This window comes from Lacimicrobium alkaliphilum (genome assembly GCF_002591895.1).
Lineage (GTDB): Bacteria > Pseudomonadota > Gammaproteobacteria > Enterobacterales > Alteromonadaceae > Lacimicrobium > Lacimicrobium alkaliphilum.
Window position 1 is genome coordinate 48,676 of sequence record NZ_NISX01000013.1, and the last position, 11,882, is coordinate 60,557.

Below are 11,882 nucleotides of genomic sequence, written 5' to 3' on the forward strand. Positions count from 1 at the left end.
ATTAGGATGAAACATGGCTGCAGGTGAAGAACTGACACTATCCAGTCATATTCAGCACCACCTGACTAACGCAAAAGTCTGTACTACCGAAGCCGGTGTCAGCTTTAACAAAGCGTGTAGTGAGGCAGGGTTCTGGACATGGCATATCGACACCCTGGCCTGGTCTGTTGGACTGGGTATCTTGTTTTTATGGCTATTCCGCTCAACGGCGAAAAAATCCACTACCGGCGTGCCCGGTAAATTACAGTGTTTTGTGGAAATGCTGGTGGAGTTTGTTGCTGATAACGTTAAAGATACCTATCACGGCAGAAGTCGGTTGATTGCGCCACTTGCGCTGACCATATTCGTCTGGGTATTCCTGATGAACCTGATGGATCTGGTGCCGGTAGACTTCCTGCCAGCCTTTGCGGGCTTTGTGGGTGAGACGGCCTTCGGTATGGATTCTCATGACGTGTACATGAAGATAGTACCGACCACGGATATCAATATGACCGCCGCTCTGGCGCTGGGCGTATTTATTCTGATGATTGGTTATTCCATTCGCATTAAAGGCGTGTTGGGTTTTGTTAAGGAACTGACCTTACATCCTTTCAGTACCAGTAATCTGCCGCTGCAGATTGTATTGATTCCTTTCAACCTGCTACTCGAACTGATCGCTCTGGTTGCCAAGCCGTTCTCACTGGCACTGCGTTTGTTCGGAAATCTGTATGCCGGTGAAATGATATTTATCCTGATTGGCGCAATTGGTTTAATGCAGTTGCCCCTTCACTTTACCTGGGCCGTGTTCCATATCCTGGTCATTGTGTTGCAGGCTTTTGTATTTATGATGCTGACCATCGTGTATTTAAGTATGGCCAGTTCGGATAATCACTGATTTTTTAACTCGTTACTTTAACTTTTGATAATTGGAGAAAACAATGGAAATCGCAGTTGCAATTAAACTTATCGCTGTTGCTTTATTGATCGGTTTCGGTGCTATCGGTACTGCACTGGGCTTTGGTAACATGGGGGGTAAATTCCTCGAAGCCTGTGCCCGTCAACCCGAACTGGCCCCTTCCCTGCAGGTGAAAATGTTCATCCTTGCTGGTCTGATCGACGCCGTAGCCATGATCGGTGTGGGTATCGCCATGTACATGTTGTTCGCAATGTAAGAAAACGACTTTAGTCACTTTACGAACAACTGTTAATAAGGAGGAGGGGTTGTGAATCTTAACGCCACTCTAATTGGAGAACTCATCGCTTTTGCCGTCTTCGTGCTGTTTTGCATGAAGTTCGTATGGCCGCCACTGATGTCGGCCATTGAAGAGCGTCAGAAGAAAATTGCTGACGGGCTGGCTGCCTCTGAGCGCGCAGATAAAGATCTGCAGATCGCCCAGGACAAAGCGAAAGAGCAATTGAAAGAAGCGAAGCACCAGGCTGCTGAAATTGTCGAACAGGCTAAAAAACGCGCCGCTGAAATCGTTGATAGCGAAACCCAGCGAGCGAACCAGGAGCGCGAGAAAATCGTTGCTGCCGGTCAGGCTGAAGTCGAAGCAGAGCGTAATCGTGTTAAGGAAGAGCTGCGTCAGCAGGTTGCTACCTTGGCCATCGTTGGTGCAGAGAGAATATTGGCGCGTCAGATTGATGCGGCGGCACAAAGCGACATAGTTGAAAAACTGGTTGCTGAACTTTAAGGGGTAATGGGCCTATGTCTGAACTGGCAAATATTGCTCGCCCCTATGCCAAAGCAGCGTTTGAGTATGCGGCGGACAACAAAGCCATTGCCCAGTGGCAAGAAATGCTGGGCTTTGTGGCTGCTGTTGCACAAAACGACTCGATGCAGCAGGTATTGAAAAGTGCCGTGGCAGCCAACAGGCTGTCGCAGCTGTTTATTGATGTATGTGGCGAACAACTCGACCCGCTCGGTCAGAACCTGATTAAGGTGATGGCTGAAAACGGACGCTTGAATACGCTCCCTGATGTATTGGTGATGTTTAATCAGCTCAAATCTGACTATGAAAAAGAAGTGACCATCGACGTAACTTCTGCCACAGAACTGAGCGACAAACACATCGCTGATCTCAGCGCGTCTCTTGAAAAACGTCTTGCACGAAAAGTACAGCTGAATTGTAAGGTGGATCCGCAGTTAGTCGCAGGCATGGTAATCCAGGCCGGTGATAACGTTATCGATGGTTCCATCCGCAGCAAATTGACCCGTCTAGCCGACGCGTTGCAAGCATAATGGGGAAAAGAGCATGCAACTGAATTCCACAGAAATTGCAGAACTGATCAAAAAACGTATTGAACAGTTTGATGTTGTAAATGAAGAACGAAACGAAGGTACTATTGTTGGTGTCACCGATGGTATCATTCGCATTAACGGATTAGCCGACGTGATGCAGGGGGAAATGATCGCCCTGCCCGGTAATCGTTATGCTATCGCCCTTAACCTGGAAAGAGACTCTGTCGGTGCCGTAGTGATGGGCCCGTATGCAGATTTGCAGGAAGGGGTTAAGGTTAAATCCACTGGCCGTATTCTTGAAGTACCGGTAGGTGAAAAACTGCTTGGCCGGGTAGTAAACACCCTGGGTGCACCCATTGATGGAAAAGGCTCTATCGACGCCGATCGTTTTGAGCCGGTAGAAAAAATTGCACCTGGTGTTATCGAACGTCAGTCAGTCGACCAGCCTGTACAGACAGGTTACAAGTCAATTGATGCGATGATCCCGGTTGGCCGTGGCCAGCGTGAGCTGATCATCGGTGACCGCCAGACTGGTAAAACAGCACTGGCGGTGGACACCATTATCAACCAGAAAGATTCCGGTATTAAGTGTGTATACGTTGCTGTAGGTCAGAAGGCTTCTACTATTGCTAACGTGGTACGCAAACTGGAAGAGCACGGTGCCCTGGCGCATACTATTATTGTCGCGGCATCAGCATCAGAATCGGCAGCATTGCAGTATCTGGCGCCCTTCTCTGGCTGTACTATGGGTGAATATTTCCGTGACCGTGGTGAAGATGCACTGATTATCTATGATGATTTGTCTAAGCAGGCTGTTGCTTATCGTCAGATCTCACTTCTGCTGCGTCGTCCACCTGGTCGTGAAGCCTATCCTGGTGATGTGTTCTATCTCCACTCCCGTTTGCTAGAGCGTGCAGCCCGCGTTAACGCGGACTATGTCGAGAAATACACTAAGGGTGAAGTGAAAGGTAAAACCGGTTCATTAACGGGCTTGCCGATTATCGAAACCCAGGCCGGTGACGTGTCTGCCTTCGTACCGACCAACGTGATCTCCATCACCGATGGTCAGATCTTCCTGGAAACCAACCTGTTTAACGCGGGTATCCGTCCTGCGGTAAATGCGGGTATCTCGGTATCCCGGGTAGGTGGTGCAGCACAGACTAAGATCGTCAAGAAACTGGGTGGCGGTATTCGTCTCGCCCTGGCTCAGTATCGTGAACTGGCGGCCTTCTCGCAGTTTGCCTCTGACCTTGATGACGCAACCCGTGCTCAGCTTGAGCATGGTGAGCGTGTTACAGAGTTGATGAAACAGAAGCAGTACTCGCCTATGTCAGTTGCGAAGATGGCTGTTTCACTCTTCTCCGTTGAAAAAGGTTACCTGAAAGATATCGAGCTGAACAAAGTCCTCGACTTTGAATCGGCCCTGCAATCTTTTATGGAAAGTGAATACGCCGATTTGATGAAGACCATCAATGACACAGGTAACTACAACGACGAAATCGAAGCGTCTCTGAACGAAGCATTGAAGAAGTTCAAGGAAACGCAAACTTGGTAATCACAGGATGCGCTTAGGCGCATCCGTCGTTGAGTAATCGGGAGAGTGTCATGTCCGGTGGTAAAGAGATAAAAGGCAAGATCGGGAGTATCAAAAATACTCAGAAGATCACCAGCGCAATGGAGATGGTTGCCGCGTCGAAAATGAAAAAGGCGCAGCAACGAATGGCCTCGAGTCGTCCCTATGCGCTGAACATGCGTAGCGTGATCGGTCGCTTAGCCAATGCCAACCTGGAATACCGCCATCCTTATATGGAAGAAAGGGAGATAAAAGCCGTTGGCTATATCGTCATTTCTACTGACCGGGGATTATGTGGCGGACTGAACACCAATGAATTCAAAGCGGTGGTTAAAGAAGCAAGAGAATGGCAGGGCAAAGATGTCAAAGTGCACTTTTCTGCACTTGGCTCTAAAGCTTGTGGTTTCTTTGACCGTTTTGGTGGAAAGGTAATGGCAGCTGAGTCTGGTCTGGGAGATAACCCCAGCGTCAGCGATATCATTGGCCCGGTAAAGGTCATGCTGAACGCGTTTGATGAGGGGGAGATCGACCGCCTGTATCTGGTATTTAACAACTTTGTAAATACTATGACTCAGGAACCCAGAATCGATCAGTTACTTCCTTTGCCTAAGTCTGATGAAGATGAATATAAGCACAGCTGGGACTACCTGTACGAACCAGATCCGAGGCCTATCCTGGATAGGTTACTGGTTCGTTTTATTGAATCTCAGGTGTATCAGGGTGTGGTGGAAAATCTGGCCTCAGAACAAGCCTCCAGAATGGTGGCAATGAAGGCAGCAACAGATAACGCCGGTAACCTGATAGATGATCTGCAACTGGTTTACAACAAAGCCAGACAAGCGGCAATTACACAGGAAATCAGTGAAATTGTCAGCGGCGCCGCAGCTGTGTAGGCAAAGGTTTAAAATTAAGAGGACAAATTATGAGTAAAGGTAAGGTCGTCCAGATTATAGGTGCCGTTGTGGATATCGAATTTCCACAGGATTCGGTACCTAAAGTCTATAACGCACTGACAGTGACCTCCGGTGAACTGGAGGGGCTGACACTGGAAGTTCAGCAGCAATTGGGTGGTGGTGTTGTACGTACCATCGCTATGGGTACCACAGACGGTCTGCGTCGTGGCCTGGAAGTTGAAGATGTCGGTCATGCGATTGAAGTCCCCGTGGGTAAAGCCACACTGGGACGCATCATGGATGTATTGGGTAACCCTATCGATGAAGCTGGCCCCATAGGTGAAGAAGAAAAATGGTCTATTCACCGTGAAGCGCCAAGCTACGAAGAACAGTCCACAGCCGTTGAGCTGCTTGAGACAGGTATTAAGGTTATCGACCTTATCTGTCCTTTCGCCAAGGGTGGTAAAGTGGGTTTGTTCGGTGGTGCCGGTGTAGGTAAAACCGTTAACATGATGGAGCTCATCCGTAACATCGCCATCGAGCACAGTGGTTACTCAGTGTTTGCCGGTGTGGGTGAGCGTACCCGTGAAGGTAACGACTTCTATCATGAAATGAATGACTCTAACGTACTGGATAAAGTATCCCTGGTGTACGGTCAGATGAATGAGCCGCCCGGCAACCGTTTGCGTGTGGCCCTGACCGGTCTGACCATGGCGGAAAAATTCCGTGATGAAGGCCGTGATGTATTGTTCTTCGTTGATAATATCTACCGTTATACCCTGGCCGGAACCGAAGTATCCGCTCTGTTAGGCCGTATGCCATCAGCGGTAGGTTATCAGCCTACTCTGGCTGAAGAAATGGGTGTGTTGCAGGAACGTATTACCTCAACCAAAACCGGTTCAATCACCTCTATTCAGGCGGTATACGTACCGGCCGATGATTTGACTGACCCGTCACCTGCTACAACCTTCGCCCACCTTGATGCGACCGTGGTATTGTCTCGTGATATCGCTTCGTTGGGTATATACCCTGCGGTTGATCCACTGGATTCGACTTCTCGTCAGCTGGACCCATTGGTTATTGGCCAGGAGCATTACGATGTTGCTCGTGGTGTACAGTCAGTGCTGCAGCGCTATAAAGAGCTGAAAGACATCATTGCCATACTGGGTATGGACGAATTGTCTGAAGAAGATAAGCGTGCGGTATCCCGTGCCCGTAAGATCCAGCGCTTCCTGTCTCAGCCTTTCTTTGTTGCTGAAGTCTTTACCGGAGCGCCTGGTAAATATGTGTCTCTGAAAGACACTATCAGTGGCTTTAAAGGGATTCTGGACGGTGAGTACGATAGCCTGCCAGAACAGGCATTCTATATGGTAGGCTCGATCGAAGAAGCGGCCGAGAAAGCCAAAGGCATGTAAGGGTTTTCCGCCGTTAATAACGGCGGAAATAAACTAACCGTTAGGAGGTGAAATGGCAGCTATGACTGTACATCTCGATGTGGTAAGTGCCGAGGAGAACCTGTTCTCTGGTCGGGTCGAAACCATCCAGGTTACTGGTAGCGAAGGTGAGCTGGGTATTTATCCCGGTCATGCCCCGTTACTGACTACCCTGAAGCCAGGTATGGTAAGGCTGGTAAAACAGCACGGCCATGAAGAGTTAATCTATATTGCCGGTGGTGTACTGGAAGTACAACCCGGTACGGTGACTGTAATGGCTGATGTGGCGATCAGGGCAGATGACCTGGATGAACAGGCCGCACTGGAAGCCAAGAAACGTGCTGAAGAGCACATTGCCGATCCAAGTAGTGATCTTAACTATGCAGAAGCTGCTGCTGAACTGGCCGAGGCGATCGCGCAATTGAGATTGATCAAGAGTTTACGTCGCAAATAAGCGCATGATAAACCCTCTCAAAAACCCCGCTCAAACGCGGGGTTTTTTATATCCAGGCGTTTATACCCAGGCTTTTATACCAATCCGTATAGATTATTGCCCGCACTTCCATTCTTCCTGAATAATTCTGGCCAGGGTTCGCCGGTTAACAGTGCTTGCGATAGTGGCTAACCTGGAAATAAAAATTGCTGACGAGCGTTAAGCAGATCAATCAGCGGTTGTGTGTCGGTGCCTTCGAGCATTTTCAAAGCCTCAGCAGTGGCCTCCAGCGTTGACAGGCTATTGCTAATACCAGCCTTACGTCGATAGACGCTTTGAGGTACATGTTCCAGGTGAAAGCTTTTAAGCTGTTGTAACCAGGGGTTAGAGTGCCATATTTTATAAGCCTTGCGCCATGTGCCGTCGATCAACACTAAACCTTTCAGAGAATAAATGTTCTCTATCCCACCCTCTGTTAACGGTTTACTCTTTCGATTAGGATAGAGCACCGCAATATCTTGCTTATTGTCATTGCACCAACGCCTTGGTTCCAGAAAATCAGCGGGTGTTTCGCCGCTGTATACGCCTATGTTTTTCAGCGAGAGTTGTAGCAGTGGTACCGTATTTTTAGCGTGTTTCTCTTCACTCGGATGGCGCAGAATAAGTATTCTGGTCCGGTTTTCAATCATACGGATGGCGTGACAGAGGCATACTGATTGCGGATAACCGCAGCTTAGGCAATATTGTCGTGAAGTACGCATAAAGGAGACGACTCATTAACAGCAATGACAAGTATAAAAGGATATGGAACACGGTGCAGCAAATCCCGTCAGGAACTGTGGCCAGTTATGGTCAGATTGCCGACCTGGCCGGTTTGCCTGGTCGTGCGCGTCTGGTAGGTAAAGCGTTAGGCCGGGCACCAAAAGAAATGAAGCTCCCCTGGCAAAGAGTTTTGCGCTCAGATGGGCAACTTGCCTTTCCTCCCGGTAGCCTTTCAGCACAAACGCAGAAGGGCCTGCTACAGGAAGAAGGTGTGGTGGTATTGAATAACAGAGTCAGACTAAAAGACTTCCAGTGGCAACCCGGTTTTGCGGAGCTGCTATTTGAGCTTAAATACTGACAAACTCCACCATTGTATAACGGGGCGGTTTTTATTCCTGAGCTTTGCGGTTAAGCTGGACTTACAGATGATTACCGGAATGCATCCTATGAGACATTTTACCTTCCTGACTTCGATAACTATCTTGCTGCTGTTATCGCCACTGGTGGCAAAGGCTACAGAACAACAACTATTAAACAAACTTGATGCCTTTCTATATGGTGCCAGCATTAACGATGCCAGCGTTCACAATACGTTCTGGCATGAGGACCTTGTTTATACCAGCTCTGGCGGTACCCGTTTTGGCAAAGCTGAGCTTATGAAAGGCGTGCGCGAAACGGGCCCTATTGTGAAGACCGAGGTGACTACCTGGTTCAGTTCACAGGACGTCAAGGTCAGGCTATATGACCACCTGGCTATCGTTAACTTTAAACTGGTTGCTAAGACAGACGAGAGTGAAAAGTATTACCTGAACAGCGGCACGTTTGTCAGAAAAAATGAACAGTGGCAGGCGGTAAACTGGCAGGCCACTAAAGCCGCTGATTAATATTCAGGAACTTGATCTTATCCGTCTGTAGCCAGCCAGTAGCATAAGAGAGGCAATGGTAGCAAAACTGTAGCTGCCGCCCCCATGATTTATTACCACCTGGGATTCAGTGTATTCATAGTCTCTGCTTTCCAGTGGAATATACACCAGATCATCGTCGCTATAGCCGTCGTATACGGCCATCAGAGTACTAGTGTCGGCATCATAAACCTCGATGAGTATTTCGTAGTCGTCGCTGACAAACCCTTCTACCAGTGTTGTTTCAACTTCAAAGACATCGTTACTGTCTTCACCGTATAGGGTGAACATGGAGCTGTCGTGATACTCGCGAAACTCTTCATCGACACCCAGATACAGTACAGCATACACAGCCGCACTGTTGTAATAGGTATCAGCATCAAAACTCACTGTAAAACCTGAATAATAACCGTCATGATCCTCGTCCAGCTCGAGCGTTACCCAGGCGTCATAGATCCAGATATCTTCAGTGCCGTGATATTCGGGTCTGCTTGTGGTTGATTTTGCCTTTGAGTCTGCAGCTAAACTATTTCTCTGACTGGTATTGCTGGCCGTAGTGTTGTTGAGTTTCTGTTGTGACTGGTACTCTGCTGAATCTGCTTTCCAGGTCTGTGCCTGACCGATAGTACTGAGCGTCATAAGACTGATAAAAATAATGCTTTTCATGTTATGCCTCCTGGTTTGCATAGGCAAAGTCTGGGCGACAGGAGGTGAACGGAAACTGAATCCAGTCTGACCCAGGCTTCAGAAAGCATGATTAAGCCAGACTGCTGTAAACGAAAGAGGTCGATATTCTATGGTAAGTTAGTACCAACTAACGATGTTAGTGTTTACTATTTTCCAATAGATGCGTATACTCCCAATAGTTCATTAGCCGGTATTAAACCTGTTTTTAATCCGAAAGGTGCAAACACCGCATTGAGATTATGTGCTGTTGGATGGCTTCGATCCTGCTCCAGATCAGACAGAGATCTTCGGCTGATACCTACTAATTTGGCGTAATCAGACTGTGTCATCTCGAGCAAATCTTTGCGCATTATTTTAAGCATCTGGCCCAGAGTCAGTTCATCATTATAATAACTATTGAGTAATTCCGTGATCAGTTCGTAGTCTTCTTGATGAGCAAATATTTTCACATTGTTATCTTCTATAGTGCGGGAATATTAAAAACGAACAGAACAAAATCTGCATGAAAGTTAATATTTAACCTTGTCTATTCTAGCACTTTATGTGCAATTATTTACACTAAAAGTGTAAATGCATTTCTTCTTTTATCCTTCATTGATAAAGGAGAACACGGTTTAATTTGGTTAGGGTAATGCACTACCTGATCTGAAAAGTATACTTTAACCTATTGATTTAAAAGTAATGTGAAGTTATTTGCACTCATGGTTACTGTGAAAATATCGGACGAAAACGCAACTGATGAATGGCGAGCAGGATACCCAGACAAGTGGTCTGCACGAGCAGAGGCTGGATAAGGTTTTTACGCTGGTAAAAAGCACCGGGGCAACACAGGTACTGGATTTAGGCTGTGGTTCGGGCTCTTTCCTATGGCGTTTACTCAATGATTATCAATTTCAGGATGTCGTTGGTTTGGAGCTATCCGGCGAGTCTTTGCGCCAGGCAAGAGCAAAACTTTCTGTATATCTGAATTCCGATTTTCCCAAAAATAATTCTGCCAGCATGAGGCTTAAACTGATTTGTGGTTCGTATACCGAAGCGAATCCTGAGTTGGCCGATTTTCAGATTGCCGTCATGATTGAAACAATAGAACATGTTCATCCTGGGCAACTTTCCGTGGTGGAACGTCAGGTATTTTCCCAATTACAACCCAGGCAATTGATTCTGACGACGCCCAACAGTGAATACAATTGTCTTTATGGTTTGCAAGCCGGAGAGTATCGCGACCCGGACCATAAGTTTGAATGGGATAGAGCAAAGTTCAGAAAATGGGCCAGAGGTGTGGCCAGCAGAAACCAATATCAGGTCAGATTCCTGGGCATCGGTGAGGAGCATTCCGAACTTGGGCCACCCTCTCAACTCGCCTGGTTTGAAAAAATTATTTGATAAACTGTTTTAGAATTAGATTCTTGATACGAAATCGCGGATTGATGGATTCAGATTGATACATAGAGTACAGTTGCACGATGTAAACCGGGTAATCCTGACCTATGTCAATAGACCTGAAATCGTTCGACGCCCGGCTGATTAATCTGATGCTCGATACTGTCTTTGCAGTCGATGCAGATAATCAGATAGTTTTTGTCAGTGACGCCTGTAAGTCGCTGTTGGGTTATGATGCCGAAGAGTTGTTAGGTAAAGCTATCACAGACTATATGCATCCTGATGACCTGGAAACTAGCCGTTCCTCCATTGTTAGGGTCATGAGTGGCAAGCCTCATCTGGATTTCCGCAACCGATATATCCGCAAAGATGGCGGAATCGTTCATATTCTCTGGTCTGCCCGCTGGTCGGAGCAAGACAAGCTCAGAATCGGTGTTGCAAGGGATGTGACAGCGCTGGTGCAGGACGCCATTTTCTCTTAACCCCACTGTGTTTTGAAGCGACAGAATTAAATCTGTACCACCCTTTATTAATCAACAGATTAAAACGGCGAACTACTGTTGATTAGTCAATACCTGTGAACCTTACTCAATATTCTGGATCTGCTCGCGCATTTGCTCAATCAGCACTTTTAGCTCCACTGCGGATTGAGTGATATCAGCATTGATAGACTTGGATGCCAGAGTATTCGATTCGCGGTTAAATTCCTGCATCATAAAGTCGAGACGCCGGCCGATAGCTCCGCCTTTTTTGAGAATCTTACGGGTTTCGCTGACATGGGAATCAAGACGGTCGAGTTCTTCGGCCACATCCATGCGCTGAGCCAGCATAATCATTTCCTGTTCCAGCCTGCCAGGGTCCAGTTCGACTTTGGCTTCGGCAAAACGGTTGCTGATGCGTTCTTTCTGCCACGCCATCACAGCCGGCATTTGCTTGCGCACATTAGCCGTCTGTTCTTCTATGGCGTCAATGCGCTGTTCTATCATGGTTTTTAGATTATTTCCCTCTGCACCTCTGGCATCGAGAAAATCCTGAAGACATTGATCAAATGCACTGAGAATCTCTGCCTGGACCTTATTCATGTCGGCTTCTTCAGAGGAGATCACCCCTGGCCATTTCAAAACATCAAAGGGATTGATACCACTGGATTGTCCGTGAGACTGAACCCAATCTGCTGCATCGATCAGTTGCTTTGCCAGCGGCTCATTGAGGGTGACTTTGCCTACGGCGCCATCATCGGCCTGATAACGCAGCGTGCATTCCACTTTACCCCGCTGAAGGGCTTTACGGAAACGTTCTCTGAGAACAGGCTCAAGGCTTCGAAACTGTTCCGGCAGACGAAAGTGAGTCTCCAGATAGCGCTGGTTAACGGAGCGAATCTCCCAAATAGCATTGCCCCATTTGGCTTTGTGCTCAATACGGGCAAAGGCTGTCATGCTATGGATCATTTGCAGAAATTCCTTGTTGGTTTTGGCCGCCAGTATAACCTATTGTCAACAGAGTGACAGACATGCACGAACAAGACCCATCGCTTATTCTGGTATGCAAATCACTAAAGGTGACGAAACTGACACTCAGAGGTTACTTGGGTATAATGC

16 protein-coding genes are annotated in these 11,882 nt (G+C 47.5%); 12 read left to right on the forward strand and 4 right to left on the reverse strand.

The window, feature by feature from the left end; translation table 11 throughout:
• The first annotated feature begins 13 nt into the window (after window positions 1–13).
• The 8 genes from atpB to CDA54_RS13040 are packed head-to-tail and all read left to right on the forward strand — an operon-like array spanning window position 14 to window position 6,574.
• Window positions 14–874 (forward strand): F0F1 ATP synthase subunit A, encoded by an 861-nt coding sequence (atpB, locus tag CDA54_RS13005; RefSeq protein ID WP_099035453.1) that lies wholly within the window; start codon window positions 14–16, stop codon window positions 872–874.
• Between the two features lie 43 nt (window positions 875–917).
• On the forward strand, window positions 918–1,151 hold the full coding sequence (gene atpE / locus CDA54_RS13010; RefSeq protein WP_062483651.1) for a F0F1 ATP synthase subunit C: 234 nt from the start codon (window positions 918–920) through the stop codon (window positions 1,149–1,151).
• A 51-nt stretch (window positions 1,152–1,202) separates the two neighbouring features.
• Window positions 1,203–1,673: a F0F1 ATP synthase subunit B gene (gene atpF, locus CDA54_RS13015; RefSeq protein ID WP_099035454.1), complete on the forward strand. Its 471-nt coding sequence runs from the start codon at window positions 1,203–1,205 to the stop codon at window positions 1,671–1,673.
• Window positions 1,674–1,687: 14 nt separating this feature from the next.
• Window positions 1,688–2,221 carry a F0F1 ATP synthase subunit delta gene (gene atpH, locus CDA54_RS13020; RefSeq protein WP_099035455.1) on the forward strand — a complete coding sequence of 178 codons (534 nt, stop codon included), beginning with the start codon at window positions 1,688–1,690 and terminating at the stop codon, window positions 2,219–2,221.
• A 13-nt stretch (window positions 2,222–2,234) separates the two neighbouring features.
• Window positions 2,235–3,776 carry a F0F1 ATP synthase subunit alpha gene (gene atpA / locus CDA54_RS13025; protein WP_099035456.1) on the forward strand — a complete coding sequence of 514 codons (1,542 nt, stop codon included), beginning with the start codon at window positions 2,235–2,237 and terminating at the stop codon, window positions 3,774–3,776.
• Between the two features lie 50 nt (window positions 3,777–3,826).
• Entirely contained in the window at window positions 3,827–4,687 is an 861-nt protein-coding gene (gene atpG, locus CDA54_RS13030) for a F0F1 ATP synthase subunit gamma (protein WP_099035457.1), read from the forward strand.
• A gap of 29 nt (window positions 4,688–4,716) precedes the next feature.
• Entirely contained in the window at window positions 4,717–6,102 is a 1,386-nt protein-coding gene (gene atpD, locus CDA54_RS13035) for a F0F1 ATP synthase subunit beta (protein ID WP_099035458.1), read from the forward strand.
• Window positions 6,103–6,154: 52 nt separating this feature from the next.
• Window positions 6,155–6,574, forward strand: coding sequence for a F0F1 ATP synthase subunit epsilon (locus tag CDA54_RS13040; RefSeq protein WP_099035459.1), 420 nt, complete (start codon window positions 6,155–6,157; stop codon window positions 6,572–6,574).
• A 167-nt stretch (window positions 6,575–6,741) separates the two neighbouring features.
• Here CDA54_RS13040 and CDA54_RS13045 read toward each other — a convergent pair whose 3' ends face one another.
• A complete protein-coding gene (locus tag CDA54_RS13045; RefSeq protein WP_099035460.1) occupies window positions 6,742–7,314 on the reverse strand; it encodes a tRNA-uridine aminocarboxypropyltransferase in 573 nt (190 codons plus the stop codon).
• Window positions 7,315–7,328: 14 nt separating this feature from the next.
• Between CDA54_RS13045 and CDA54_RS13050 the strand changes: the two genes are divergently transcribed.
• Both CDA54_RS13050 and CDA54_RS13055 read left to right on the forward strand, forming a co-directional pair.
• Entirely contained in the window at window positions 7,329–7,673 is a 345-nt protein-coding gene (locus CDA54_RS13050; protein WP_099035461.1) for an MGMT family protein, read from the forward strand.
• A gap of 88 nt (window positions 7,674–7,761) precedes the next feature.
• Window positions 7,762–8,199: a nuclear transport factor 2 family protein gene (locus CDA54_RS13055; RefSeq protein ID WP_180237215.1), complete on the forward strand. Its 438-nt coding sequence runs from the start codon at window positions 7,762–7,764 to the stop codon at window positions 8,197–8,199.
• A gap of 3 nt (window positions 8,200–8,202) precedes the next feature.
• Here CDA54_RS13055 and CDA54_RS13060 read toward each other — a convergent pair whose 3' ends face one another.
• Together CDA54_RS13060 and CDA54_RS13065 are read right to left on the reverse strand one after the other, a co-directional pair.
• Window positions 8,203–8,883 (reverse strand): choice-of-anchor H family protein, encoded by a 681-nt coding sequence (locus CDA54_RS13060; protein ID WP_099035463.1) that lies wholly within the window; start codon window positions 8,881–8,883, stop codon window positions 8,203–8,205.
• Window positions 8,884–9,050: 167 nt separating this feature from the next.
• Window positions 9,051–9,353, reverse strand: coding sequence for a helix-turn-helix domain-containing protein (locus CDA54_RS13065; RefSeq protein WP_218962408.1), 303 nt, complete (start codon window positions 9,351–9,353; stop codon window positions 9,051–9,053).
• Between the two features lie 289 nt (window positions 9,354–9,642).
• On the opposite strand from CDA54_RS13065, the gene CDA54_RS13070 reads away from it, so the two are divergent.
• Complete coding sequence (locus CDA54_RS13070) at window positions 9,643–10,287, forward strand: methyltransferase domain-containing protein (protein ID WP_099035464.1); 645 nt, start codon at window positions 9,643–9,645, stop codon at window positions 10,285–10,287.
• A 104-nt stretch (window positions 10,288–10,391) separates the two neighbouring features.
• Window positions 10,392–10,766, forward strand: a complete 375-nt coding sequence (locus CDA54_RS13075; protein WP_099035465.1) for a PAS domain-containing protein — start codon at window positions 10,392–10,394, stop codon at window positions 10,764–10,766.
• Window positions 10,767–10,868: 102 nt separating this feature from the next.
• Here the strand turns inward: CDA54_RS13075 and CDA54_RS13080 are convergent, their stop codons facing one another.
• Complete coding sequence (locus CDA54_RS13080; RefSeq protein ID WP_099035466.1) at window positions 10,869–11,732, reverse strand: YicC/YloC family endoribonuclease; 864 nt, start codon at window positions 11,730–11,732, stop codon at window positions 10,869–10,871.
• Window positions 11,733–11,882: the final 150 nt, after the last annotated feature.